The organism is Streptomyces sp. CAI-85, assembly GCF_013363615.1.
In the GTDB taxonomy this organism is placed as follows: Bacteria; Actinomycetota; Actinomycetes; order Streptomycetales; family Streptomycetaceae; genus Streptomyces; species Streptomyces antibioticus_B.
The window spans coordinates 49,320-75,023 of sequence record NZ_JAANNX010000025.1; the positions used below are offsets into that span (position 1 = coordinate 49,320).

At 71.2% G+C, this 25,704-nt stretch carries 24 protein-coding genes and 1 tRNA gene; 6 read left to right on the forward strand and 19 right to left on the reverse strand.

Translation table 11 applies throughout. The annotated features are described in order from the left end of the window. Window positions 1–6: 6 nt before the first annotated feature. From rpmF to G6W55_RS24050, 4 genes are all read right to left on the reverse strand, one after another. On the reverse strand, window positions 7–177 hold the full coding sequence (gene rpmF, locus G6W55_RS24035; RefSeq protein ID WP_175522912.1) for a 50S ribosomal protein L32: 171 nt from the start codon (window positions 175–177) through the stop codon (window positions 7–9). 82 nt (window positions 178–259) lie between these two features. Beyond that, window positions 260–1,363, reverse strand: coding sequence for an SPFH domain-containing protein (locus G6W55_RS24040; protein ID WP_175522913.1), 1,104 nt, complete (start codon window positions 1,361–1,363; stop codon window positions 260–262). 29 nt (window positions 1,364–1,392) lie between these two features. Next, entirely contained in the window at window positions 1,393–1,830 is a 438-nt protein-coding gene (locus tag G6W55_RS24045; RefSeq protein ID WP_175522914.1) for an NfeD family protein, read from the reverse strand. 384 nt (window positions 1,831–2,214) lie between these two features. Continuing rightward, on the reverse strand, window positions 2,215–2,880 hold the full coding sequence (locus tag G6W55_RS24050) for a TetR/AcrR family transcriptional regulator (RefSeq protein WP_175522915.1): 666 nt from the start codon (window positions 2,878–2,880) through the stop codon (window positions 2,215–2,217). 125 nt (window positions 2,881–3,005) lie between these two features. Between G6W55_RS24050 and G6W55_RS24055 the strand changes: the two genes are divergently transcribed. Beyond that, the gene (locus G6W55_RS24055) at window positions 3,006–4,037 is read left to right on the forward strand and encodes an NAD(P)-dependent alcohol dehydrogenase (RefSeq protein ID WP_254876414.1); all 1,032 of its coding nucleotides are present in this window, start codon (window positions 3,006–3,008) and stop codon (window positions 4,035–4,037) included. A 69-nt stretch (window positions 4,038–4,106) separates the two neighbouring features. Here G6W55_RS24055 and G6W55_RS39445 read toward each other — a convergent pair whose 3' ends face one another. From G6W55_RS39445 to G6W55_RS24080, 5 genes are all read right to left on the reverse strand, one after another. Continuing rightward, on the reverse strand, window positions 4,107–5,600 hold the full coding sequence (locus G6W55_RS39445) for a PP2C family protein-serine/threonine phosphatase (protein WP_175522916.1): 1,494 nt from the start codon (window positions 5,598–5,600) through the stop codon (window positions 4,107–4,109). 322 nt (window positions 5,601–5,922) lie between these two features. Further along, window positions 5,923–6,582, reverse strand: coding sequence for a response regulator transcription factor (locus tag G6W55_RS24065; protein ID WP_175522917.1), 660 nt, complete (start codon window positions 6,580–6,582; stop codon window positions 5,923–5,925). Beyond that, window positions 6,579–7,736 carry a sensor histidine kinase gene (locus tag G6W55_RS24070; RefSeq protein WP_175522918.1) on the reverse strand — a complete coding sequence of 386 codons (1,158 nt, stop codon included), beginning with the start codon at window positions 7,734–7,736 and terminating at the stop codon, window positions 6,579–6,581. Before G6W55_RS24070 ends, G6W55_RS24065 begins: the two co-directional genes overlap by 4 nt. After that, window positions 7,733–8,572, reverse strand: coding sequence for a CPBP family intramembrane glutamic endopeptidase (locus G6W55_RS24075; RefSeq protein WP_175522919.1), 840 nt, complete (start codon window positions 8,570–8,572; stop codon window positions 7,733–7,735). The genes G6W55_RS24070 and G6W55_RS24075 overlap by 4 nt, the downstream gene beginning before the upstream one ends. A gap of 148 nt (window positions 8,573–8,720) precedes the next feature. Continuing rightward, complete coding sequence (locus tag G6W55_RS24080; RefSeq protein ID WP_175522920.1) at window positions 8,721–9,407, reverse strand: alpha/beta fold hydrolase; 687 nt, start codon at window positions 9,405–9,407, stop codon at window positions 8,721–8,723. A 159-nt stretch (window positions 9,408–9,566) separates the two neighbouring features. Here G6W55_RS24080 and G6W55_RS24085 point away from each other — a divergent pair, with 159 nt between their 5' ends. Further along, complete coding sequence (locus G6W55_RS24085; protein ID WP_309243808.1) at window positions 9,567–10,556, forward strand: WYL domain-containing protein; 990 nt, start codon at window positions 9,567–9,569, stop codon at window positions 10,554–10,556. 93 nt (window positions 10,557–10,649) lie between these two features. On the opposite strand, the gene G6W55_RS24090 is transcribed toward G6W55_RS24085, so the two are convergent. After that, window positions 10,650–11,030 (reverse strand): helix-turn-helix domain-containing protein, encoded by a 381-nt coding sequence (locus G6W55_RS24090; protein WP_175522922.1) that lies wholly within the window; start codon window positions 11,028–11,030, stop codon window positions 10,650–10,652. Window positions 11,031–11,104: 74 nt separating this feature from the next. On the opposite strand from G6W55_RS24090, the gene G6W55_RS24095 reads away from it, so the two are divergent. Then, window positions 11,105–11,776, forward strand: coding sequence for an NADPH-dependent F420 reductase (locus G6W55_RS24095; RefSeq protein WP_175522923.1), 672 nt, complete (start codon window positions 11,105–11,107; stop codon window positions 11,774–11,776). 24 nt (window positions 11,777–11,800) lie between these two features. Here the strand turns inward: G6W55_RS24095 and G6W55_RS24100 are convergent, their stop codons facing one another. From G6W55_RS24100 to G6W55_RS24110, 3 genes are all read right to left on the reverse strand, one after another. Beyond that, complete coding sequence (locus G6W55_RS24100) at window positions 11,801–12,343, reverse strand: hypothetical protein (protein ID WP_309243809.1); 543 nt, start codon at window positions 12,341–12,343, stop codon at window positions 11,801–11,803. 182 nt (window positions 12,344–12,525) lie between these two features. Next, the gene (locus G6W55_RS24105) at window positions 12,526–13,221 is read right to left on the reverse strand and encodes a hypothetical protein (RefSeq protein ID WP_175522924.1); all 696 of its coding nucleotides are present in this window, start codon (window positions 13,219–13,221) and stop codon (window positions 12,526–12,528) included. After that, window positions 13,218–13,841: a hypothetical protein gene (locus G6W55_RS24110; RefSeq protein ID WP_175522938.1), complete on the reverse strand. Its 624-nt coding sequence runs from the start codon at window positions 13,839–13,841 to the stop codon at window positions 13,218–13,220. The genes G6W55_RS24105 and G6W55_RS24110 overlap by 4 nt, the downstream gene beginning before the upstream one ends. A gap of 18 nt (window positions 13,842–13,859) precedes the next feature. Between G6W55_RS24110 and G6W55_RS24115 the strand changes: the two genes are divergently transcribed. Beyond that, window positions 13,860–14,516 (forward strand): hypothetical protein, encoded by a 657-nt coding sequence (locus G6W55_RS24115; protein WP_254876416.1) that lies wholly within the window; start codon window positions 13,860–13,862, stop codon window positions 14,514–14,516. Between the two features lie 97 nt (window positions 14,517–14,613). Then, a tRNA-Trp gene (locus tag G6W55_RS24120) sits at window positions 14,614–14,687 on the forward strand. A gap of 20 nt (window positions 14,688–14,707) precedes the next feature. Here G6W55_RS24120 and G6W55_RS24125 read toward each other — a convergent pair. The 5 genes from G6W55_RS24125 to G6W55_RS24145 all read right to left on the reverse strand — a co-directional run bounded on the left by G6W55_RS24125 (window position 14,708) and on the right by G6W55_RS24145 (window position 20,730). Further along, a complete protein-coding gene (locus tag G6W55_RS24125; protein WP_254876417.1) occupies window positions 14,708–15,013 on the reverse strand; it encodes a hypothetical protein in 306 nt (101 codons plus the stop codon). A gap of 337 nt (window positions 15,014–15,350) precedes the next feature. Then, window positions 15,351–16,001, reverse strand: a complete 651-nt coding sequence (locus G6W55_RS24130) for a hypothetical protein (RefSeq protein ID WP_175522925.1) — start codon at window positions 15,999–16,001, stop codon at window positions 15,351–15,353. Window positions 16,002–16,071: 70 nt separating this feature from the next. Continuing rightward, window positions 16,072–16,392 carry a hypothetical protein gene (locus G6W55_RS24135; protein WP_175522926.1) on the reverse strand — a complete coding sequence of 107 codons (321 nt, stop codon included), beginning with the start codon at window positions 16,390–16,392 and terminating at the stop codon, window positions 16,072–16,074. After that, window positions 16,389–20,009 carry a CHAT domain-containing protein gene (locus G6W55_RS24140; RefSeq protein WP_175522927.1) on the reverse strand — a complete coding sequence of 1,207 codons (3,621 nt, stop codon included), beginning with the start codon at window positions 20,007–20,009 and terminating at the stop codon, window positions 16,389–16,391. Before G6W55_RS24140 ends, G6W55_RS24135 begins: the two co-directional genes overlap by 4 nt. Before the next feature lie 100 nt (window positions 20,010–20,109). Next, on the reverse strand, window positions 20,110–20,730 hold the full coding sequence (locus tag G6W55_RS24145; RefSeq protein ID WP_078636754.1) for a hypothetical protein: 621 nt from the start codon (window positions 20,728–20,730) through the stop codon (window positions 20,110–20,112). A gap of 359 nt (window positions 20,731–21,089) precedes the next feature. On the opposite strand from G6W55_RS24145, the gene G6W55_RS24150 reads away from it, so the two are divergent. Next, complete coding sequence (locus tag G6W55_RS24150) at window positions 21,090–22,865, forward strand: S8 family serine peptidase (protein WP_078636755.1); 1,776 nt, start codon at window positions 21,090–21,092, stop codon at window positions 22,863–22,865. A 322-nt stretch (window positions 22,866–23,187) separates the two neighbouring features. Here G6W55_RS24150 and G6W55_RS24155 read toward each other — a convergent pair whose 3' ends face one another. Next, on the reverse strand, window positions 23,188–23,661 hold the full coding sequence (locus G6W55_RS24155; protein WP_175522928.1) for a nuclear transport factor 2 family protein: 474 nt from the start codon (window positions 23,659–23,661) through the stop codon (window positions 23,188–23,190). Window positions 23,662–25,704 lie beyond the last annotated feature (2,043 nt).

A 25,704-nucleotide genomic window follows, 5' to 3' on the forward strand; every position in this document is an offset into this window, starting at 1 on the left:
CGAGTGTCAGCCTCCGGGACGCAACAGCCCGCGCTCGTACGCCTTCGCCAGCCGCTGAGGAACCAGGTGGGACACGCCGTCCACGATGACCGGCACGAGCTGCGGCGTCGTGGCCTTCCACTGGGCGCGACGGTGACGGGTGTTGCTGCGGGACATCTTGCGTTTGGGTACGGCCATGAGGACCTCCGGAGTGGGTGGGTTACGGAGGACGCTACATGAAAACGATTCCCATTACGAGTCATGGTGCCCGAGGGCGGGCTCACTCGCCCGACGTCTGCCCCCGCCGCGGCACCTGGGACGACATCGCCGCCGCGGCCTCCGCCTTGGCGTCGCTCACCGCGGCGGCGGCCTGCTTCCCGGCCTCGTCGGCGGCGGCCGCGGCGTCGAGTGAAACTGTCGATCCCGCCTCGAGCTCCGGAACCCCGCTCTCCTGCGAGGCGTCGTCGGCAGGAGCCGCTTCGTCAGGCTGCCCGGGCGTGGGCGGAGCCGCCGTCGCCTGATCACCGAACGCGCGGGTGACGGTCCGCACCGCCTCGGTCAGCTCCCCCGGGATCACCCAGAACGTGTTGTTGTCGCTGCTCGCCAGATGGGGGAGCGTCTCGAGGTACTTGTAGGCCAGCACCTTCGGGTCGGCGTTGTTGCGATGGACGGCCTGGAAGACCAGCTCCACCGCCTTGGCCTCGCCGTCCGCGCGAAGGATCATGGCCTGTTGCGTGCCCTGCGCCTCCAGGATGTCCTTCTGCTTCGTGCCCTCCGCAGTGAGGATCTTGGCTTGCCGTTCCCCTTCGGCGTGCAGGATGGCCGCGCGCTTGTCGCGCTCGGCCCGCATCTGCTTCTCCATCGCCTCCTTGATGGTGGCCGGAGGATCGATGGCCTTGATCTCGACGCGGTTGACCCGGATGCCCCACTTGCCCGTGGCGTCGTCGAGGACGGCCCGGAGCCGGGAGTTGATCTCCTCGCGCGAGGTGAGCGTCTCCTCCAGGTCCATGCTGCCGATGACGTTGCGCAACGTGGTCACGGTGAGCTGATCGATCGCCTGGAGGTAGTCGGCGACCTCGTAGGCCGCGGCCCGTGGGTCGGTGATCTGGTAGTAGAGCACGGTGTCGATGTTCACCACGAGGTTGTCCTCGGTGATCACCGGCCTGGGGTCGGACGAATAGACCTGCTCGCGCACGTCGAGCTTGGTGTTGACGCGGTCCGCGAGCGGTACGACGACGTTCAGGCCGGGTTGTAGCGTCCGGCGGTACCGGCCGAACCGCTCGATGTTGTAGCGCCGCGCCTGCGGGACGATCCGCACGGCGGACGCCACGAGGACGACCACGACGAGGGCCACCACGAGAAGAGGGACGACAAGTGGATCCACAATGCCTCCGTTGCTGTGCGTTCAGCCCTTCACGGAAGGAGTTCCCGGGGGTAGACGATGGCCGTGGCACCGTCGATCTCCATGACATCGACGAACGCTCCCACGGGGATCACCAGGCTCTCGTCGAGGGCGCGGGCGGACCATTCCTCTCCGGAGAGCTTGATCAGGCCGTGGGTCGCGGTCACCTCCTGCATGACCTCGGCCCGCCTGCCGATCAGCGCGTCGGTGCCCTCGCGGATGAGGGGCTGCCGCGCCATGTGGCGCAGCGCCACGGGACGGACGAGAAGGAGCCCCGCCGCCGTCACCGCACCGAAGGCGGCGATCTGGCCGGCGGCGCCGATGCCCGCACCGGCGACCACGGCGGCCACCAGGGCGGCGCCCGCCAGCAACCCGAAGACCAAGGTCAGGGTGAAGAACTCCGCGGCACCCAGTACCCCGGCGGCGAGCAGCCATACGAACCAAGGCATCGGATCGCCCACCTTGAAGAGGTTTCCACCAGGCTACCTTCGGTGACGCCGGGCAGAACAGACGCGGGAGCGGGGATACTTGCCCATCGAAGGGCTTGCCCTGACCGGCGGGGTACCCGCGGGCGGACGAACGGCCGAGCCGACGGCACCGGGCTGCGTCATGGCTCCTCCTCCCGAGAGTCGACGGATCCCGAGAGTCGACGGATCCGTGAGTCGACGGATCGACGGACAGGGTCCATGCCAGCGTCACACACGGCCTGACGGCACCGCCATCGGGGCCGACACCCACTTCCACCGACCCTTTGCCAATCGCCCCACGCCCCACGCTGCCCTGCGGCCACCCGCCCTGCGCCCCCACGCTGCCCCGCGGCCACCCCACCCCCGTCAGCCCGCCGCCCGCGCGAGGCCGTCGAGGACGAGATCCAGACCGAACTCGAACTCGTCGCTGTAGGCGTACCCGGGCCGCAGCACGTGAGCGGTCGCGATCTCGGTCAGGTACGGATACTCGCCGTCACCGAATCCGCTCATGATGGACTCCGCCACTTCGGCGGTCTCGGCCGGGGTGTCGAAGGGCAGGGTCTTCTCCTGGAGGGCGAACCCGTAGATGTAGCTGTCGAGGACGGAGACGGCGTGGGCCGTCAGGGCGAGGGAGAGCCCGCCCTGACGCAGGCAGCCGAGAACGGCGTCGTGGTGACGCAGGGTGGCCGGTCCCGGCGTGGACCGGGACTCCATCATCCCGATCGCCCAGCGGTGGCGGGACAACACCTGGCGCATGGAAAGCGCCCGTTGCCGCATCGCCGGTCTCCAGCCGTCGTCCGGCGAGGGCAGTTCGACCTCGGCGAAGACGAGATCGACCATCCCGTCCAGCAGGTCGTCCTTGTTGGCCACGTGGTTGTACAAGGACATCGCCTCGACCCCGACGGCCTCACCCAGCTTGCGCATGCTGAGCGTCTCCAGTCCGCCGGTGTCGGCGAGTTCGACCGCGGCGCGCAGGACCCGCTGCCGGGTGAGCGTCTCGCGGGCCTGCTGCGGGCCGGTTCGACGGGGCACGGTGAACGGTCACTTCCTCTCGTGGTCTGCCAGCGTTGACGAGCTTACGCCGTAAGTGCTGTACTTACGGCGTAAGCAGGTACTTACGCTGTAAGGGACCGAAAACGAAACGGGGAGCAGCGACGATGCGGAACACGAACGAGCCCGTCGCAACCGACGGCGGGACGACGACCATGGCCGCCGTCGTGCAGGACCGGTACGGCGCAGAGCCGGAAGCCGTGCTGCGCCCGGCGCGCCTCGCCCGCCCCGGCATCGGGCCGGACGACGTACTGGTGCGGGTGCGCGCCTCCAGCGTGGACCGGGGGACCTGGCACCTGATGGCCGGTCTGCCGTACGCCGTCCGACCCGTGAGCGGGCTGCGCAGGCCGAGGCTCCCCAACCCCGGCCGCAACATCGCCGGCGTCGTCGAAGCGGTCGGCCGCGACGTGACCGGGTTCGCGCCCGGCGACGAGGTCTACGGCACGGCGGCCTCCGCGTTCGCCGAGTACGCCGCCGCCCGTCCCGACAGGATCGCTCCCAAGCCGGCCGGACTCACCTTCGAAGAGGCGGCGACGGTCCCCGTGAGCGGGCTCACCGCACTCCAGGCGGTGCGCGACAAGGGCCGGATCCGGGCGGGCCAGCAGGTCCTGATCACGGGCGCCGCCGGCGGCGTCGGCGCCTTCGCGGTCCAGCTCGCCCACTCCTACGGCGCCCAGGTCACCGCCGTCGCGAGCACCTCCAAGCTCGACGCCGTGCGGGCCCTGGGCGCCGACCACGTGAGCGACTACACGCGCGAGGACTTCCTCGCCGGACCCCGCCGCTACGACGTCATCATCGACATCGCGGGCAACCGCGGCCTGCGGGATCTACGCCGGTCCCTGACGCCCCGTGGCCGACTGATCATCACCGGCGGCGAGACGAACGGCCGCTGGCTCGGCGGCACCGACCGCCAGCTCCGCGCCCAGATGCTGTCACCGTTCACCGGCCAGCACCTGGGTACGTTCATCTCCTCCGAGCACGCCGACGGGCTGCGCGACCTGACCGCCCTCATCGACGCGGGCACCCTCCGCCCGGTGGTGGACCGCGTCTATCCGCTCGCCGAGACCGCCGCAGCCGTCCGACACCTCCTCGACGGCCGCGTGATCGGCAAACTGGCGCTCACCCTGCCTGCCGAGTAACGCCGTACGGCGACCCGACCACCACGCCGCCGACCTGCGGCAGCTCCGCCCCGGCCGGGGCGGCCCCCGTCAGGACGCCGATCCGTCCTGTGGGTTGGTGTCATGGCCGCCGCATTCCTCGGTCATCGCGGCCAGGACGGTGGTGTCGTCGCGGTCCCAGTCCGTGCCGTGGTCCTCGGCGACCCGGTAGAGAAGGTCGACCACGTCACGTGGGCCGGTCCCGTCGCGGGCCACGGCGTCGGTGACCGCCTCCCGGCCGAGCATGGCCCCTGTGCCGTTGCGGGCTTCGGTGAGACCGTCGGTGGCCAGTACGACCAGGTCGCCGGGGTCGAGCGGGCAGGACTGCACGTCCCACATGCCGTCGGGGTCGGTGATGAACGGGCCGATGACCGGTCCGGTGGGTCCGAGTTCCTCGACGGTGCCGTCGGCACGGCGGAGCAGGGCGATCTCATGACCGGCGTTCAGCCAGGCGAGGCGGCCGGTGCCGGGGTCGAGGACGGCGATGACGAGGGTGGTGAAGCGTTCGTCCTCGGGTTCGATCACGGTCCAGGCGGCGGCCGCCGCGGTGCGGGGGTCGGGGTCGAGGCGGAGGACGGCGAGGACGGCGCTCTTGATCTGGACCGCGAGCAGACCGGCATCGGTGCCGTGGCCGGCGACATCGCCCTGGAGAAGGACGGTGGTGCCGTCGGGCAGGGCGAGGGTGCCGAGGAAGTCACCCGCGATGACGCCCTCGGCCGTGTGGATGCTGCCGTGGACGGCCACGCCCGGGCCGGGGGAGTGCTGGGCGTTCAGGATGCGGCGCAGCCCGTCGGAGGCGGCGGCGTCGGTGCGCAGGGCCTCGCGGTCCTTGTCGGCCTGGTGCTGGGACCTCTTCAGGATCAGAAGGGTGCGTTCGGCCTGGCCGAGCACCCCGCCGAGCCACGGGGTCGGGCGGTGGGCGATGCGGGTGTCGGGGGCGGTACCGCTGGCGGTACGTCCGAGATGGGATTCGAGGTCGGCGAGCGGCATGACGATTCTGCGCCACACCGCGAAGGCCAGACCGCCCAGGATGAACAGGAGGGCGGTGACGCAGACCATCTGGAGGGTGAGCAGGGCCTTCTGGGCGGTGACAGCGTCCTCGCGGTCCTTCGCCTTGTGCGCGTCGAGGGCGGCGGCCAGGACGTCGGCGGCGGCGAGGAGGGGATGGAGGCCGGTGTCGGGCCGGGCGAGCCAGTCGGTGAGCGCGGCGCTGAGCGCTGAGCTCTCCGCTGTCAGACCGAGCGGGCGGGCATCGGCGTCGATGTCCTCGGCCAGAGCCCTGACGCGGATCGCGTACGGGGCCTGCACCGGTCTTCTGGTGGCGGCGGAGGAGGCGTGCTCGGTCTCCTCGTCAACGGTGTGGATGGTGGAGAACAGCGCGCCCACGTTGCGGCTGGCGCTGTCGGCATGACCGCCGGTCATCGCGCTGCCGGTGTAGACCCGGAACGCGAGCGCGACGTCCAGCACGGTCAGCGCCACCGCCACGATCACGGCGGCCACCAGCGCCGCTCCGGCAGAGCGGAAGACGGAACGTCTCTTGGTCACGCCGATCTCCGATCCACTGACTCCGGGTGTCAGCCCTGGCGGGGGCTGAGAGCGCCCCGGTGGCCTGGATCAGCAGGTGGGACGTCTCGAACAGCCACTCACGTGACCTGTGCATCAGCGGTCTCCTGACCTGGACCGTGATCAACAGGCCCAGCGTGACGGCCAGCCGGCGCAACTGCTCATGATTAGTCCGGAAGCGGCATGTTTCGTACGATCGCACCGATTGGCCCCGGATCTTGCCGGAGGACAACCCGCTCCAGAACACACCAGGGTCGCGGCTCTTCTCTCCCCTGTCCGGGCCTGCCACCTTCAGCAGGTCAGGTCAGGTCACCAGGCCGTGGCGGTAGGCGAAGACCACCGCCTGCACCCGGTCGCGGAGGTCGAGCTTGGTCAGGATGCGGGAGACGAACGTCTTGACGGTCTCCGGGCTGATCACCAGCTCCACGGCGATCTCGCCGTTGGAGAGGCCGTCCGCGATGAGCCGCAGGACCTCCAGCTCGCGCGGCGTGAGCGGAAGGTCGCGCACGGCGTGCCGCGCGGGCCGGATACGGGCGGCGTAACGGCCCACCAGACGGCGGGTCACGTCGGGGTCGAGCAGCGCCTGACCGAGGGCCACGGTCCGGATGCCGTGCAGCAGCCGGTCCGGTGGCGCGTCCTTCAGCAGGAAGCCGCTCGCTCCGGCGCGCAGGGCCTCGTAGACGTACTCGTCGAGGTTGAACGTCGTCACCACGAGCACCTTCACGGGGTCGGCCACGCCGGCGCCGGCCAGCAGCCGGGTCGCCTCGATGCCGTCGAGCACCGGCATGCGGACGTCCATCACCACGACGTCCGGGCGCAGTTCGCCCGCCAGGTTTACCGCGGTCCGGCCGTCCCCGCACTGCCCCGCCACCTCCAGGTCGGGCTGGGCGTCGATGATCGTCGCCAGCCCGGCGCGGATCATCACCTGGTCGTCGCAGACGAGGACCCGGACCGGCGCCGTCACGACGCGTTGCCCGCGGGGATCCGGGCGTGGACGACGAAGCCGCCGTCCGCCGGGCGCCGGGTGCTGAAGTCGCCACCGAGGACGTCCACCCGCTCCCTCAGACCGGCCAGCCCGCGCCCGCTTCCCCCGGGGGACGCGGCCCCCGTGCCGGAACCGTCCGTGCCCACCTCCACCGTGATCTCCGTCTCGCCGTGGCGCACCAGGACCGAGGTCCGGGCGCCGTGGTCGTACTTGAGCGCGTTGGTCAGGGCCTCCTGCACCACGCGGTAGGCGACGAGGTCGGAACTGCCGGTCGACGCCGCCGGTGTGCCCTCCTCGGTGAACTCCACCGGCTGCCCGGCCCGGCGCGTCTGCTCCACGAGCGTGAGGACGCGGCCGACGGCCGGTGTCCTCGGCTCGCCCGTACCGTGGTCGGGGTTGAGCAGGTCGAGGAGGTGCCGCAGATCGGTGATGGCCCGGCGGCCGGTGTCGCTGACGGCGGCCAGCGTCGCGTCGAGGCGTTCGGGCGCGGCGGTCAGATAGCGGGCGGCCTCCGACTGCACGACCATCGCGGTCACATGGTGGGTGACGACGTCGTGGAGTTCGCGGGCGATGCGGGTGCGTTCGGCGGTGCGGGCGTCCTCCGCGGCCCGGCCGCGGCGTTCGGCCTCCGCGGCGCGCGCGGAGCGCATCCAGGCGCCGATGCCCCAGGCCAGGGCCAACGCCAGGTAGAACGTCACGAATTCGGCGACGGGTTCGTCCGAACCGCGGCGGTACAGCCCGGCGGACAGAGCCACGAACGCCAGGGTGGCGGCGGCCGGGACCGCGCGCCGGTACCGCTCCAGGAAAGAGCCGGTGCTCAACAGCGCGATGGGCAGGGCCGTGCCCGCGAACAGGTGGTAGCCGCGGAGCTGGTCGAGGGCGAAACCCAGCGACACCAGGGCCAGACAGACGGCCGGCCACCGGCGCCGCAGGGCGAGCGGAAGGCACTGGAGCACGGCGGCCACCACGGCCAGGGCGTCGGCGGGCCGGGTCGGCAGACCGCCGATCTCCGTGCCGTTGCCCCGCAGCCCCGGCAGCACCGAGGCGGCCAGCAGCAGCACCCCGAGGGGAAGGTCCCGAACGGTGACGTCCAGCCGGCGCCACAGCTCCGGGACCCGTCCGCGAACGCTCATCGGGGCAGTGTAGCGGGGGACTTGACACCCGCGGCACGCCGAGCGCCGAAGGGCACGACGGTCCCGCGGCGGTGCGCCAGCCACAGGAAGACGAGGGTCAGCAGCACCCCGAACCCGATCGCGTACACGCTGCCCTCGGGTCCGAAGTCGCCCCCGGTGAGCAGCTTCGGGCCGGACGTCGCGGCGTCCAGCAGTCCCTGGCTGGTGCCGTTGCCGGAGACCTCCGTGCTGAAGACGCCGGCCGCGGCGAAGTTCCAGCCGAAGTGCACGCCGATGGTCAGCCACAGGCTGCGGGTCGCGGCGTACGCGGCGGCGAGCATGAAGCCCGCCTCGACGGCGATGGCCAGGGCGCCCCACAGGGTGGCGTGCTCGTTGAACAGATGCGAGAGCCCGAACACCAGGCCGGTCAGCGCGAGCGCGAGATAGGTACCGATGTGCTCCTCGACGACGCGGAACAGGACGCCGCGGAAGACCACCTCCTCCGTCGCGGCCGCCGCGGCCATGAAGCCGACCAGGCCGATCGCGCCCGGAACCGAGCCCAGGCCGTCGACCTCGTAGTGCCCGGAGGCGGAGAGGTTCACGATGACGGCCCCGAACATCCCGGCGCCGATCAGCGTTCCCCAGCCCGCCCTGGCGGCGGCGCCCTCGCGGGCCACGTCCGAGGCGGGCCGGCGCTCGGTGCGCCGTACCACCCACGCGTACACGATCACCACGAGCGCGGCGGCCGTGAGGCCGACGACCAGGGTGAGCCAGTCGTTGTCCTTCACCGCGTCGACGGCGACACCACCGGCCGCGTAGGCCGCCAGGACGGCCAGGAACTGCTTGACGAACCGCATCGGGACTCCTTGCGACGGACCCGCGGCCGGAGTGCCGCGGGCTGCCCAGGACGCTACGGATCCGGGAGCCCGAGATCGTCACCTCCCGGAGGACACCTCGGTGTAGCTCGCTCGGGGGACAGGCCACGGTGCGCGGACGGTGCTCGCGTCAGTGGTCGGCCGCCAACTCAGCGATCAGCCGGGCGAGTTCGGCGGGCTTGGAGAACATCGGCCAGTGACCGGAGTCGAGGTCGGCGAACTCGACCCGCTCGGCCTTGGCGAGTTCCGGCACGTCGCCAGCGGCGATCCACGCGCGGGCCTGCTCCGGCGTGAACTCCGGGCAGACCACCACGACCGGAACCTTGTAGCGGCGCTCGTCCGACAGCCGCACCACGCCCCTGGCCACCCCCTCGGGGACGGGGACGGCATCGGCTTCGAAGCGCCGGCGCAGTTCATCGTCGAGGTCAGCACTGTCCGCACCCTCGAACGGGCCCCAGCCGGGGAAGTGCATGGCGCCGTCGCGCATCTCGAAGAAATCGGCGTACGGATGGCCGTCCTCGTGGGGGAAGCCGCCGATCAGCGCCAGCTCGGCCACCCGTTCCGGACGCGCGTCGGCGGCCATCCAGCCGAGCGAGCAGGCGGCCGAGTGCGCCACCAGCAGGGGCCTTTCCGCCGTCGCGTCGACGGCGGCGAGGACCGCCGCCACCTGCTCGTCGAGCGTGGCGGACGAATTTCCGTCGCCCTGACCCGGAAGGACCACCGGCCGCGGGCGGTGACCGAGTGCCTCAAGCGCCGGTGTCACCTCGTCCCATGCGGTGCCGTCCAGCCAGAGACCACCGATGAGCAGGATGTCCATGGAGAGATCAACTTTCGTCGAGGTGGGAGCCGGAGAGAAAGGGGGGGCAGCCCGGAGCGCGTCGGTCGGACGCGGCCTGCCCGACCGGCCCTGCCCATGCTAGGAGGGGTTCAGGACGATCGGCTTCCTGATTGTCAGGAGGCGGCCTACGCTCTCCGGGTGGAGACCGGAACGAGCCCTACCGCCCGCGCGCTGCGCACCCTCGAGATCCTGCGGACCCGCCCCGGTACGACGTCGGAGCAGCTCGCGGAGCGCCTCGGGGTGACCGACCGCGCCGCACGCCGCTATGTCGCGATCCTGCGGGAGGCCGGCATTCCCGTGGATTCCGTGCGCGGCCCGTACGGCGGCTACCGGTTGCGGCGCGGGACCACCCTGCCGCCGGTGAGCTTCACCCAGAGCGAGGCGCTCGGCCTGGTCATGGCGGTGCTCGACGGCAGGCCGGCCGCCACCGACCCCGGGGATCTCGTCGGCTCCGCCCTGGGCAAGGTTGTCCACGCCCTCCCCGAGGGGATCGGGCGCCAGGCCGCCGCGCTGCGCGAGCACGCCGCCGCCGCGCCCGATCCGGGTGCGGCCTACGCCGATCCCGCCGTCACGAGCGCCCTGGTGGACGCGATCGCCTCCAGACGGCGGGTGCTGATCACCTATCGGAGCGAGGCCGGCAACGAGTGGCAGACAGAGGTGGACCCGTGGGCGGTGGTCGTACGCCGGGCGCGCTGGTACCTGCTCTGTCACTCCCATCGCGCGGACGCCGTGCGCACCTACCGGATCGACCGGGTGGTGGCGGCCGAGGAGAGCGCGGCCGGGTTCCGGATGCCGGAGGACCTCGACCCGGTCGCGGTGCTGGAGGAGAACCTCGGCACCGGATGGGCCTATCCCACGCGGGTCCTCTTCCACGCACCGGTGGACCGGGTCGCCCCATGGGTCGGACCGTCGATGGGACGGCTCGAACCCGCCGGGGCGGCGGCGGAGCACTGCCTCCTCGTCGGCAGCACCCGCAACCCCACGATGTACGCGGGGGAATGGCTGGCGGCGGTCCCTTTCGCCTTCCGCGTGGAGGGCGGGACGGAGCTTCGGGACGCGGTGGCCGACCTGGCGTCCCGCCTGGGCGCGGCCGTGTCGGATGCGCCTCGTCGGACGGGCGCAAGGTGAGTGAAGGACTGAAGGACACGTCACGTCCCTTCGCGTACGCGCCGGCCGACCCCTCGGCGAAGCCTCGCCCTTCACTTCACGGTGTCGACCTGTCTAGCGAGGGGGAGGAGGGGACTGCGGGGCGGGAGCGGACGCCGCTTCCTGGGCTGCCATGACCTCGTCGCCGTGTTCGAAGGCCCAGGCGCCGACGGCGTCGATGGGCGCGAGCAAGCTCCGCCCCAGAGCGGTGAGCCGGTACTCGACGCGTGAGGGTGCTGTGCGGTGTGCCTGCCGTTCGACCAGTCCGTTGAACTGGAGCCGCCGCAAAGTCTCGGTGAGGACTTTGGAACTGATCCCGCCGATCCGCTCCCGTAGTTCGACAGGGCGCCTGGGGCCGTCGCGCAGGGCCCAGAGCACGACGGCGTTCCAGGTGTTGGAGAGCAGGTCGAAGGCGAGGCGGGCGCGGCAGTCGGCGAGGAAGGCGTCGGTGGTCACGTACTGAATGGTGCCCGACCGGCCCCCTACCGTCGGTGTGAACGGTCGAAGCAGCCGCGGAGAAGGGCCACTTGATGAGAATCGGCGTACTGGGAACGGGCAGCATGGCCGACGCGCTCGCCACCCATTGGGCGCGGGCCGGGCACGAGGTGACCATCGGCGGACGGGACGTACACAAGGCGGAGCGTCTCGCGAGGTGCATCGGAGGCGGCGCGAAGCCTGCCGGCCTGCGCGCGGCGGCCGAGTCGGGGGAGGTGGTACTGGCCGCGCTGCCCTACGGCGCCGGAGCGGACGTGGCACGGGATCTGCGTACGGCCCTGGAGGGCAAGGCGCTGCTCGACTGCTCCAACCCGGTCGGCCCGGGCTTCCGGCTGCTGACGCAAGGGGGCCCCTCAGCCGCGCAGCAACTGGCCGCGGCGGCACCGGGAGCCCACGTGGTCAAGGCGTTCAACCTCTGTCATGAGGACGTATGGCGCATGCGGCCGCCCGTCTTCGACGGCCGACCACTGGCCGTGCCGGTCTGCGGGGACGACGAGACGGCGCTCGAACGGGTACGTGAGTTGGTGCGGAACGTGGGCTGTGAACCGGTGACTGGCGGCGGCCTCGAACGTGCGGGCCTCCTGGAGGCGACCGCCGCGTTGTTCATCGGGCTGTGGGTCGGCGAGGGCGCGGACGCCCAGGCCATCGCGCCTCCGCTGGCATACGCGTCAGGTCCGAGCCACGGTCAGGCGTACTCGGCCACCTGAGCGCGCGGTCGGTGTATTTCCCCGTCACCAGGCGTGGGTGGTGTCGAAGAGAGGGTCGAGTGGTTCGCCCTCGTACCCCACGACGAGGCAGGCTTTGGCCACTGGCCCTCGGGAGAGTGCCTTGAGCCGGGCGAGGGCTGTCGCTTGGGACGGCAGTTCCGTGGGGTCGATGCCAAGTGCCCGGGCCGCGCGGTCGCGTCGTCGGTCGAGGTCGGGCAGGTCGCTGCGGTACTCGTTCTCGATGGCCTCGAGTTGTTCGGGCGTCCGGCCGGGTGCGTCCCGCCACCACGGTGCCACGAGACATAGCCGCACCAGTTCGGGCAGCCCGAGCGCGACGAGACCGGCCTCGCCGTCGAGGCTGACGTACACCACCGGGCGTTCTTCGCCGCCCTCGCCGACGAAACAGAACGCATCTCCGGTGCCGGCCCGCGCGAACTGCTCCAGCCTGTTTCCCGAGGCGAGGCGGACGCCTTCCTCCAGCTCGTGCGAGGCGGGGTCCGTCGCTTCGAGGTCGGCCACGGCCGCAAAGAACGCGATCGCGGCGTTGTCGGTTGCCAGGACTGGCACCAGGGCCCCTGCCCTGTCGGGTCGGTGGGTGGGTTCACTGGCCTCGGTCGGTGCGTTCGGTCCGTCCATCTGGTCACGGTATCCCGGGCTGCTGGCCGCGGTCAGGGGGGAGCCGGGTCGAGCGGTGGGGCCAGGTCTGATGCTGAAGACACGGGAGTTGCGGATCGCCATGCAGTGGACGACTAGCCCATGGAGGGAGCGTTCGCCGTGCCGCATCCGAGTGGCTGTCTCGCGGGCCAGTGTGGGTTCGGCACGCCGCCATTGCTCATGTGGGCCCGCTGCCAGATCGCGTTCCAGTTGAATGGGGTCTCCGGTACGAACCGGTGCCGCTGGCCGCACGGACAGGGCATCAGCACCCACGCGCACCTACGGCACAGCTCGACCCAGCCATGCCCGGTCGAGCTCAGCACCCGCGGTCCCTCGTCCCCGCAAGCCGGGCAGCCGGGCAGATCGGCGCCGTCCAGAAGCGCGTTCTGTCGCCGGACGTACTCGGACAGCCGTAGCGGCGGGTGGCGAAACGGATCTTCGAACCACGCACGCCCCGGGCTCTCCCACCGACTCCGCAGCCACCACGGCCGAGGGTTCGGTACAGCCCGCTGCCCGGCCCGCTTCTCCGCCCGACGCTGCACGGCGTACTCCTCTGCCCGCACGAGCCACAGCACCCGCGCCTCGTGCAGTTCCTCCACCGCCCGCGCCAGCGCCTGCGGGTCCGCCTCTAGCTGTCGGGGGATCGCGGCGCTGAGCGTGAGGTGGTGGTATGTCGCCCGCAGGCCGTAAGGAGCGAAAACGGTGAGGCAGGTGCGCAGCGCGCTGTGCCGCCGCTGGAGGGGGAGCCGGACGTCGTGCACGCGCGCCCGCTGGGTCAGGAAGCTGGTCATTCTGTGAGCTCCAGCTCCAGGTCCAGTGCCCTGGCCAAGGCGTCCGTGACGGCGGCGGCGTGTGTCGGCAGGTGTTGTTCGGCCCAGGTTCGGGCGAGGCTGTGGAAGTTCCGCAAGTCCGTCTGGGCACCGGTGATGAGCGCGCGCACCTGGTCCACAGGTAGTGCGATCACCGGACTGCCGTCCTCCGCGTGGGTGTCGAGAGTCAGCCGGACGGTGTCGCCGACACGTTCGGCCGCCGAGGACGGGTCGTGGCCGAAGTAGGAGCAGCCGGTGCCGTCGAGCACCTCCAGCCAGTCCCGCCACGTCTCCAGGCCGTTGCAGCAGCCCGGTTCGACGAAGACGGTGCCGGTGGCCATGTCGGCCACCCGGAATCCGCCGGCGGCGAACAGGTCGGGCACGGTGAGCAGCCCGTGCAGGAACGCGCCGAGCGGGTCGGTCGGGCACGGCCCGTGCTCCTCCGGCTCGACGTTGTTGCAGTCGGCGATCCGCATGACCGCCGTGCCGACCTCCGCCGGAGTCCGCTTCCCGTCCAGCACGAGGTAGCCGTACGACTCGTGCTCGGCAACCGGCCAGAGTGCGAAGTCGTCGGCAGCGAAGATCTCCAGAACGGGTTGCATCACGATCACACAGGGATGATGCCGGACCCGCTGCGACACTGCGACGGGCTTTCGCTGCCGGGTGGCGGAGGTCTTGTCTTCTTGGGCCGGAGCGGCAAGAGTCTCAATGATCACGCCGGTGTGATCTTCCTGATGAAGAAATGGCAAGCGTCACCAGCCATGTCGAGACCAACGGGTATGGAGGTGAAGGTGCGTATGACGAAGCGAGTCTTCCTGCTGTGCGGCGGCGTGCTCGTCGTTGCCGGGATCGCTGCGGCGGTGTGGTGGAACTGGCTGCGCGCGCCGTATGCCTTGGCCGCTTCGCCCACGGTCGATGTCGCGGTGCGCGCGGAGAAGTCCATTTACCCCGATGTGCAGGAGACGGCTGAGGACGTCGACACTGTCGTCCGGATCTACGTGCAGCGGCTCAAGGCGGGTGACGTCGGGGGTGTGGCGGAGCTTGCCGGGCCCGCTTACAAGGAGCCCGGGCCGACGGCGGCCCAGTACGTACGCGAATACGGCGAAGCCGCGGGCGGACACGTTGACATCACTGTGCTGGAAGGTTCCGTCGACTACTTCAACCCCATCACGGTGACCTACCAGCAGACCGGGCAGCGGCAGGAACTTCTGCTGGTCAAGGACGACGGACACTGGTGGATCGGCCTCGGCGACGGCGACCCGGCAACAGGAGCGTAGCGAGACGTCGCGGTGCCGAGGCGGCGTTCGTCCGCTCTCCTCCGGCGAAATCCTTTGGAGCCCGGCCCCTGGGTCATGCCAAACTGAGGCGCACCAAAGGGGTGTAGCTCAGATGGCCAGAGCGCCGGCCTCCAAAGCCGGATGCCGCAGGTTCGACTCCTGCCACCCCTGCTCTTCACGGTGAACGGGACCTAGGCGACGTCGGGCCGTGTCATCAGTGGTGACCGCAGGTGCAACTCCAGGCCGGGGCCGGTCAGAGGCACGGTGCTCCAGGTCGCCGTGGCGGTCCTCGTCCCGGTGCCGAGGATCAGCCGAACGCGGTGCGGGGCGGTGATGACGTAGAGATTGGCGACGAATGTGCTGCCCTGCCAGGCACCGGCCGCGACGACAGGTCGGCCGAGCGGGGAGCTTTCCCACCAGTCGCCGTGACCCACCTCGATGACGAGGAGCGAGCCGAAGCGTACGAGCCATCCGCCGTCGATGGGCGCGACGATCACCCAGCGCGGCGATCGAACGGTACGACATCCCCGAGGCGGCCGGTGTCGAGAGCGGCCCAACAGGGCACGCTGAGAAGCCATCCGGGCACCGTATCCAAACACCGTTTCGCACCCCAGCGATCAACTGGACGTCCCTGCAACCGAGTTGAGCCCGATATCGACGGCGGGTCGCTCCGCGCGTCCATGGTCAGCCGAAGACGAGCGAGATGATCTCCGGACGGCCGGTGTGGTCACGGCGGCGGCCGAGCTGTCCTGGACCGCCCGTTCCGTGCCCCTGAGTCCCCGCGCTTTGAGCAGGCTCATGACCCGACGCCGACCACGCCGTCGGCAAGATCATTCAGTTGCTGGTGGGGGTGGCGGGGCAGATGGTGGTGGGGGTGAGAGATGTGGACTGGGCGAGGTCGACGGTGACGGCGACGCCGTCGACTCTGAGTACGACGACGCCGTGGCGGGCGGAGAGGACTTCCCCGCACAGCGTGGTGGCGCCCTGTCGGATGATCAGCGCGGGCGGGTCTTTCGGCGGGGCGTACCAGGTGACGCCGACCGCGGTGGCGAGAAGAACGGTGCACAGGCAGGTCAGGATGATGCCGGTGCGCAGGGTGCGGGCGCTGGCGAGTGCTTCGTCGTGGTCCTCGACCTCGAGCGGTGGCCCCGAGGTGTCGTCGGTTGCGGACAGCCGGCGGGCGTAGGGGCGGCCGTGTGCCGCGCGCAGGAGACAGAAGGCTCCGGCTGCGCCCACGGTCAGGGCGGCTGCGAGCAGGATGCCGGCGGTGGCGGACCAGGCAGGGGAGAGTTGTCCGACGTCGTTGCGGCCTTTGATCAGGCTGAAGCCGATGAGTCCGGCGAGGAGTGCGCCGAGGCCGTTGCGCCAGGCGGTGGCGGTCTCGCGTAACCGATCGAGCTCTTGGTCCAGGGCGCGCCGCATCGACCGGGCCCGGCGGACCTGTGCGGGCGTCGGTGGGGGTCCGGGCAGTAGAGGGCCGCTCATCCCTGCGCTCATTCCTGTGTTCCGGCCTGTTTTGCGGGGTGCGGTCGTGGGCGGTTCAGTCGGGGCCGTTTCATGGGTGCGTCGTGGGGAGGAGGAGGCTCCAGTAGGCGCCGCAGCCGGTGTGGCCGTCAGGTGCCCCCTCGTACACGGTCTCGACGGTGCAGTACATGACCACTGCTCGGGTGGGCGCGGGGTCCGCCGCGGTGGTCGTGGCGCGGAAGAGTTCCTTGACGACGGTGAAGTCCATGGGCCGGCCGCAGCGGGGGCAGGGGCCGGCCAGGACGAGGGCGGAGCCGTAGTCGTCCAGGGTGAAGGTGGCGGCGGCGTGCTGGGCGTACTGGGGGTCGGTGCCGTGGTGGTACGGCGGTGGCGGCGGGAGCGGTGTGTTCATGTGGGGCCTCCGGTGCGGTCCCGTCGGTGGTGGGTGTGGGGGGAGGCGGTGGCGGCGTGTCCGGTGTAGGTGAAGGCGCTCCAGTCGGCGAGGGCCGCGAAGGGGCGCGAGGGTGTCGGCGGGTGGGCGGTGGCCGGGGATGCGGGGGAGGGGCCGCGCAGGACGCGCAGGTGCTTGGCCAGTTGGGAGTGGGGGAGGTCCCGTAGCCAAGTCTGGGCGGCGCGCAGTGCTTCGGCCGGGGGTGTGCCGTGGGCCCACCGGTCCACGAAGTCGGTCGTCAGCAGGTGGGCGGCGAGGTCGTTGACGGGCCAGGCGGCGGAGATCACGCCGCGGGCGCCGGCGCCGATGAGGGTGCCGGGCAGGCCCACGGCCTCGTCGGGCAGTTCGCGGCCGGTGACAGAGGTGGCGCAGGCGGACAGGATGACCAGGTCGGGTCCGCCGCGTACGTCGAGCAGGTCGCGTACGGTCAGACGGGCGCCGCCGCCGAGGACGAGCGCGCTGGAGAGGGGATCGGCGGGGTCGGTCTCGGCGTGGCAGGCGAAGTGGGCGAGGCCGCCGTCCTGTCCGAGCCATTCCAGGACCTTCTCGGGTGTGGCGTCGTCGTCCACGAGGAGCAGGGACTGCGGGAAGTGTTCGGCGCAGGTTGTCACTTCCCTTTCTGCGAAGGGGAGTTCGCGCAGGCCGGTGCCGCGTCCGGCGGCCACTCCGAGGTAGCGGGGCGGGCGGGGGACGGTTCCGGCGGGTGGCAGGACGCGCAGGCAGGGCGCGAAGCCGACGGCGTGGTCGTCGAGCAGGAAGCGGTCCGTTTGGAACGGGCCTGCCGGAATCCGGTCTGGCCGGGACGGGTCTGTCCGAGAGCCGTCCGTGTGGTCTGCGTCGGGGGTCTGGCATGCGGTGTGCCAGGGCAGATGGACCAGTTCACCGACAGGGACGAGGGTGAACGGTGTGCCCGGCGCGGGTGCCACCTCGCGCAGGACGTGGTGCCATGCCCACCGGGCGAACGGCTCCAGCGCACCCGCGGCGCCCCGGATCTGTTCCTGTTGGCGGGCGAGGGCTCCGGCGCCGAGGCCGTCGAGGGCGGTGGCCGTCACGGCCCGGCCGGTGACGGTGAAGGCCACCCCGGCTTCCTCGCCCGGGACCAGGTAGACGACCGTGCCGGCGCCCGACCGGCCGCCGGTCACGGCCACGGGAACGGCACCCGTAGGAACGTCGCTCTCAGCATCGTCGTCCGCACCGGCACCGCTTTCGTCCGCACCAGCACCAGCACCAGCACCAGCCCCGGTACCGGGACCAGCACCCACGTCCGCAGGCGTATCCAGCCGCAGCCGCTCGGCCATCAACAGCGCACGGGTGTGTTCCAGCCGACGAACCGCACCGGCCGCGTCACCGGCCCGCCAAGCCGCGGCGGCCACCGCGGCGGGCAAGCCGCGCGAGGTCCGTAGCCAGGTCTCCTTGGCCGTGCGCTCTCCCTGCCCGGCCACCAGGCGGCCCACCGCCAGCGCGGCGAGGTCGAAGGCGGCCACCGCCTCCACGAACCGCCCCAGCCGGGCCTGCCACAGACCCCACTCCATGGCGCCCTCCGCGGCCGCCGCCGGATACCGCGCGCGAGCCGCCTCGTACCCTCGCGCATACAACTCCTCGGCCCGCTCCCGCAGTTCGGGTCCGGCGGTCAGCGCGTGGAGCAGGCGGGTGAGCCCCGCCAGGACGAACGTCGCCGACACCCACGCCCGCGACGCCGCCTCCGCCTCGGCGCGGGCCGCCCGGGCGTGCTCGACGGCCTCCTCGGCGGGCACCGGCGAGGCGAGGTGCTCGGCCTGCGCGCCCAGGGCGAGGGCGAGCCCGATACGCACATCGACGTCGGAACCGGCCTGCGGACCGTCCAGTGCGAGCGCCTCACGCTGGGCGGCCACGGCCCGCGCCAGCTCCCGCACCTCGCCGGTGGCCTCGTAACGGGCCTGGTGGGCGTGGCCGAGGTTGGTCAGAACGGCCCGGCGCTCACTCGGCGCCGCGGGCAGCTCGGCGGCCGCGGTCAGCCGCCGTACGGCCTCGTCCAGGTCGGCGGCAGTGCCCCGCCGTTCATAGCGCTGGTGCAGGGCCACGGCCAGCCCGCTGCGGGCCAGGACAGTATGCGGACCCCCGTCCGGACGGGCCTCGACGGCCTCCCGCCACAGCGTGACGGCCTCGTCCAGGTCACTCATCGCACCCCGCGCGAGGAACCGTTCGTACAGACCCGAGGCGAGATTGCCCGCCGTGCGCGCCCGGTCGGGCAGCCCGCCCGGATCGGCCAGCGCCCGCCGCAGAAGCCCCACCCCCTCGTCCAGCACCGCGGCGGACGACGTCAGCCCCGCCAGCCGCACCAGAGCACTGCCCCAGGCGTCGCGGAACGACGCGGCCACCATGCCGCCCCCCGAGGGCAGATACGGCGCCACCGCCTCCATACGACGACACGCCTCCGCCAACTCCGCCACGCCACCGCCCGCGCCGTGGGCCTGCCGGGCGATCCGTGCCTCGGCCTCGGCAGCCACCGCCGTCACCGCGAGCAGCGAACCCGGCCGCACCGCGTCCGCGGCCTCCTCGGCCATCTCGACCGCGGCATCCAGCAGCGCCGGCTCGTCCACCGCGACGGCGGCCGTCTCCCGCAGCACCACCGCCAGGTTGACCTGCGCCCCGGCACACGCCACCGAACCCCGCCCCAGGACGGCCACGGCGTCCTCCAGGACCGCACGGGCCCGGGCCAGATCACCGGCATCGCCCAGCAGCCGGTAGCGCTCGAAGAGGGCGATGCCCAGGTTCACCGCTCGCGCCGCCGGATCCTCCGCCTGCGCGAGCGGCGCCGACGGGTCCAGCAGCCGGATCACCTCGTCCAGGTCGGCCCGCGACTTCCCCCACACGGCCCGCACCAGCAGGCTGCGCGCCAGCCCCTTCTCCGGCGCCGCGCGCAGTGCGGGATCGTCACCGGCGATCTCCAGCGCCCTCCGGGCCTGCCGCAGTGCCTGAGCCAACAGCCCTTCGTCATGGGCGAGTTCGGCCTGCTCGCGCAGGCACTCACCCAGCACGTCCAAGGCGAAGATCCACGTATGGACCTCCTCGCGATCGTGGCCGTCCGCCTCGACCGGCGGCCGCCCCGCGACCGGCAGCTCCTCCTCCAGCACACCCGTGGCCCCGGCCAGGTCGACGGGATCCCCGGCGGCCAAGAACCGGTCCGCCAGACAGCGCCCCAGATGCGCGGCAGCCATCAGACGCGGCCACGAACCCCGCTCCGCCATCTCCAGCACACCACGGAAGAGAAGGACCGCTTCGTCGACGTCCGCGATCCGCCCGCCGGCGGTGAAACGGGAGTGCAGGGCCACGCCGAGCCGGAACGCCGCGTCCGGCCGGTCCTCGCTGTCGTCGTCCAACTCGCCCAGCGCCGCCGCGAAATGGCGCACGGTGCCCTCGAGATCGCCCAGCCGTTCACAGACCGCCCCGGCCATGGCGTACCACCACTGGCGCTCGTGCGGCGCGAGATCCTCCGGCGGCCCCAGTGCGGCCCGCTCCCGCACGGGACCCAGCACCGCGACGGCGAGTTCAGGGGGCGGGATCCGCAGGTCCATCAACTCCGCCAGCGACAACCGCACTTCGCCCCCCGACGCACCGAACTCGACCGGCCCCAGCCCGTGCACAAGAGCCTACGGCGCCCCGCCGCGCCCGGAGGGGGCGATCACGAAAGCGGACGAGTCACCGAGGGGCCACGACGCCGCCCGTTCCCGGATCGGGCCAAGTAGCCACCAGTGCTTGCCGATCCGGAAAGCGGGGACCACCGATCATCTCGTCGGTGGGCTCACCGTTGAGCCAGCACACCTGCTCGGGTGCGCCGTCGCCGGTGTCGAACAGACAGCACACACCCCCGCTGCCGGCGGCGAGGCCGGTGAACACCTTCCTGACGCCGGCCGACCGCGCGAAGAGCCGGCTCATCCGCGATGTCGCGGCCCAGCACTCCACCGACGAGTAACCGGGATGCAGGAAGGATGCGAACCGGAGTGTCACGTAGACGTACCCGATCCTCACCCGCCCGTCCGCCCCGAGTCCGGGGCCGCTCTCCTGCGCGTACGCGCGCAACGCGTCATCGGCGTCGAACATGAGGGACGTGTCGAGTTCGAGCGTGCCGCTCGTGGAGCAGTCGACGGGCTCGCTCTCGAAATGGGACGTGAACGGCAGGACGATCCGGTCGCCGCCGGGCAGCGTGACCTCAAGGGGCGGCACGGTACGGTCCGGTGGCGCCAGTTCGGCCAGACGGGCCAGCGCCCCGGCGACATCTCCAGGCCGCAGATAGATGTCGTAACCGTAGATCAGCCCCACACGTGCCCCCAGTTCCCGGATCGAACCGCACCCTCTCACAGCGCACGGCGCGAACGCTCACGGGCAGTGGATCACCATGAGCCGGGCCGAGACCGTCGCCAACGGCCTCCTGACCGCCTGCCCGCTGTTCACCGGCCGGCTCGACCTCGACGACTGCCCCGTACATCCTCCGCACGCGCACCTATAGTCGGAATCCAGCCACCGGTAAACGAACTCCTCTGCTGCAAAAGGCACTTCCGTAACGTCCGTGTGCATGACATCTTGCGTCCATCACTTGTTTCGTACGACCCGGCCTGACCACCGGGTCCTCGGAGGACGCATTGATACCCCACAGATCCAGCCGCCCTCGACGTACCCTCGTGCTGGCCGCCACACTCGGCGCGGCGCTCACCTTCGGGGCCCCCGCCGCGCTCGCCGGCACCGACCCCGTCACCCCTTCCGGCTCCGCCGCCCCTGCCCCCGCCCCCGTGCCCGCCCCTGAGGCGGCGCCCGCTGCGCAGAGCGCGGCCTGGGTCGCCGGCACCCGCGCCTACCTCGTGATCACCGCCCCGGGCGACACCACGGCGGTCCGCAACGCGGTGACCGCCAACGGCGGAACCGTCTTCCAGTACTACGACGCGATCGGCGTCATCACCGCCCACTCCGCGTCCGCGTCCTTCGCCGCCACGATGCGCGGTGTGAGCGGGGTCCAGCAGGTCGGCGCCACCCGTACCTCCGACGTCCCGGCGGACGCCTACAACCCGGCGCTGCCCGCCAACCCGGCGCAGTCCACGACCCCTTCGGGTGAGCCGGTCCGCGCCGACATGACCCAGATCAAGGCCGACCAGGCCTGGGCCGTCACCACGGGCTCCGCCTCCGTCAAGGTCGGCATCCTGGACACCGGTGTGGACGACCAGCACCAGGACCTCGCGCCGAACTTCAACGCCGCGGACTCCGCGTCCTGCGCGTACGGCAAGCCGGACACCCGTACGGGCGCCTGGCGCGATGTCGGTACCCACGGCACGCATGTGGCCGGCACGGTCGCGGCCGCCAAGAACGGCAAGGGCGTCATCGGCGTGGCCCCGGGCGTGCGGATCTCCTCGGTCCGCATCGCCGAGCCCGGCAGCTCGCTGTTCTTCGCCGAGAACACCATCTGCGGCTTCATGTGGGCGGGTGACCACGGCTTCAAGGTCACCAACAACAGCTACTACACCGACCCGTGGCAGTTCAACTGCCCGGACAACGTCGACCAGGCCGCGATCATCGAGGGCGTCAGGCGTGCCCAGGAGTACGCGGAGGGCAAGGGCTCGCTCCAGGTCGCGGCGGCCGGGAATTCCAACATCGACCTGGCGAACAAGACCACCGACACCGAGAGCCCGAACGACTCGACGCCGGTGACCCGCACCATCACCAACGCCTGCCTGGACATCCCGACCGAGCTCCCGGGCGTCGTCACGGTCTCGGCGATGGGCACGACCGCGAAGGCCTCGTACTCCAACTACGGCCTGAACGTCATCGACGTCACGGCCCCGGGCGGTGACTCCACCGGCATCTACAGCACGCTGCCGGGCGGCAAGTACGGTTCCAAGAGCGGCACTTCGATGGCCTCGCCACACGTCGCCGGCGTGGCGGCGCTGCTGGCCAGCACCAACCCCGACATCACCCCGGCAGAGCTGCGCGACAAGCTGGCCACCCAGGCCAACGACATCGCCTGCCCGTCGGACAGCCGCTGCAAGGGCACCACGGCCAGGAACGGCTTCTTCGGCGAAGGCCAGGTCGACGCCCTCAAGGCCGTCGGCAGCACCCCGCAGCCCGGCAAGTACTTCGAGAACACGGCGGACTTCGCCATCGGCGACAACACCACGGTGGAGAGCCCGATCACCGTCAGCGGCGTGACCGGCAACGCCCCGGCCACCCTCAAGGTAGGGGTGAACATCGTGCACACCTACATCGGCGACCTGAAGGTCGACCTGATCGCCCCGGACGGCACCGCCTACACGCTCCACAACCGCTCGGGCGGCAGCACCGACAACATCAGCCAGATCTACACCGTCAACGCCTCCTCCGAGTCCGCCGACGGAACCTGGAAACTCCGCGTCAACGACAACGCCCGCGGCGACACCGGCAGGATCGACTCCTGGAACATCACGTTCTGAAGCCGCGCTGGAACACGTCGGCGAGCCGGTCGACGACGACACCACGGTCCCGCTGAGAGGGTCACCGGGGAGCACTGCGACTGCGCCCCGGTGACCTCCGCCGGTTTCTGCAGCGGGAGCGCCGGTGACGGGTCGAGGCGATCGGTGATGAGATCACGAGGCCGTGGCCGACAACGCACTGAGCATGACCGATGCCCTCCCGGTTGCGTCCATCGGGACGTCGCCCGCACAGATGGACGGCCACCGGCTGCTGTTCGAGATGTCAGGTCACGAAGAAGATCAGCACGATGACCGCACCGGGCGGGCGGCTCCGCAGAACGGGTCAGTGTTCGGCTTCTGCTTCAAGCCGCTCGGTCGGTCCGGCGAAGGCCAGATGCAGGGACCGGGAGCTGAGGAGCCACTGGCCTTCGGTCTTGAGGAAGGTGTCCTCGTAGTGGCCGACCTGGGTCGGGGCACGCGGGGGCGCGAATCCGCCGGCGTGTCCGTCGACGCGGTAGGTCGTGAAGTAGGTGGTCGCGGTGGCCGTGGAGTCTGATGTGACGGTGACCAGGATGTTCGTGCATATCCGGCGCGAGAGCCGGTCCGCGGGCCGGCCGGCGAAATACGACCGGAGTGCGTCACGGCCCTCGATGCGGCGGTCGCCTTCCAGCCACTCCCAGTACCCGGCATCGGTGAAGAGATCGGCCACGTCGCCCGGGTCGCCGAGGTCGAGCTTGTGGACGAACTCGACGATGAGGCGTTCGCACGCTCGCTCGGCGAGCAGACGGTCTGTGGGATGCAGTGTTTCGGTAGCCATCTCCATGTCGTATCTGGATGATCAAGGACACCGCAACAGCTTTCTCGTCGCCGCACGGATCCGCGAACGCTTTCATCTGGCAGCGTGGCTACGGTGAACTACTGATCCGTGCCGGTCCGGGATGTCGATTCTCATCGAAATTGATCTCGAAAGGACACTGCGAGTGACTCCCGAACTCGCCTCGAAGCGACCCACCCGGACGGGAGGGAGACGGTTCCGGTGGGGTCTGCGGTCCATGACGGCGGGGGGAGCCAGTCGGTCGGCTGTGTCACTCTCCAGGGATGTCGGCTACCGGGTGTGAAGAACCGGTGGCCGGCCACGTGTCACACCGTGGGGCGGGTCCTTGTTACTGGCCAGGGCCGCAAGTCGGTACCGAGGCGCTGAAGCTGAACCCGTCTGAACCGTCGGGGAGTCGGCGAGGTTGGATGGCTCTGTGGCGAGGCGAGGCGAGGGCGGGGGAGGGAGCGGCGGCCGCTTTTCGGTAGGGCGAAGGGCATCGTTGTGCTCGCGACGTCGGACGGTTGGCGTCACAGTGTTCTCACTCTGGGGGGTGAGACGTTCTGTGGGCGTCTCGCCGATGTTCCGGTTGACGCCGGCCCGGGCGAGGGGCGGGCCGCCGCGGACGGCCATGGTGGTGGGGCTCGCGCGCGACGTCCATGACGTACGCGTCGATGTGACGTGGGATCCGTACCGGGGTCCCGGATCCTGGACCGGCCGGGTCACTGTTGCCGCGTCTCCGCCGAACGCCGGTGGTTGAGACAGGCTGTGAGGCTTGGCCGGGGTACGAGTGGTGTCGGCAGGGTGTGCTGCGCGTTGGCCGTTGCGGCATGGAGGTCTCCGTCCTCGCCTGGGTTGTCACCGCTGGGTCGTCGTATGGATGCCTGTCCTGCTGAATGGCTGCCGCCCTCGGTAGGTTCGGTACAGCAGGGGGGCATGCTGCCTTTGCTGTGTGGTCTTTGTCGTCGTGCACGCCGGTTCGGCGTGCAGGGGCCTGGATGAGGGGCCGAAGAGTCGGTGGAGGAGACGCGAGGCCGGACCGCGCGGCGAAGATCTTGGTCTGTCTGATCTCCCGGCTTGTGGCCCGGTGTGCCCGTCGGGGACCCACCAGGGATGTGCTTCGTCGGGCATCCGCCGGGAGCCGGGCATCCACTGGAGGCGTTGCCCTTGGTCGGCGAGCGGGGGAGTGGCGGGCGAGTCCTGTGTCTGTGGCCGTTCGGAGCGTTCTGGCTTTCCGGCTGTTCAGCCCAGTTGCGCCCGGGCGGGGCGGGGCCGTCGTGCCGGTTGCGGCCGCCGCCCGCGTCTGGGCTGCGGCCAAGGGCGGCGTGGCCAAGGGACGGGCCGTGGGGACCGCGAAGCGTGAGACCGTCGTGCCTTTGCCGCCTGGCGGCGGGTCGCCTTGGTGAACCGGCCGGCACCGGGTTCGACTGCGAGGACCGGGACGGCTCGCGGCGGAATGCGGTAGCGGTCGCGTATCGGCGGACCGAGCCGGCCGTGGCCAGTGCCCGACGCTGCCGGCAAAGATCCGTTCCGCGGGCCGGGTCGGGTCGGCCCTGCACGCAACCCGACGGCCCCGCGGCCCGCGAGGGATACGGCGACGGACCGTGCCGCGGGTGCCTGGGGCGTCGGGCTGTCCCGGGTGCCGTTGCCGGAGACCCGGCCTCGACGGAGAGCGTCACGGGAACACCAATGCCGTGGAACGGGCGACGAACAGGCTCAAGCAGTCCCGGGCCTCCGCCGCGCGGTACGGCAAGCGCGGTTGTGCCTTCCTCGCCCTCGTGGCGCCCGCTCGCGCCGGCCCGTGCGTGCCTCTGCCCGACCTCGAACGGTGGGCGCCAGCCGGCGGCAGCAAGCACTGTTCGTCACAGGCCGGCGGCGATCCTGCAAGACGGCATGCCGGTCCACGTGTTCGACCGGGGTTGTCGCATGCTCGGGCGGACAGTTCCTCGGTGACACTTCTGGTCCCGCCCGCCCCGGGCTCAGGGCGTCCAGGTCAGCGGGCGATCGAGATCGCGAAGGGCGCAAATCCGCTGGAGCGAATGACGT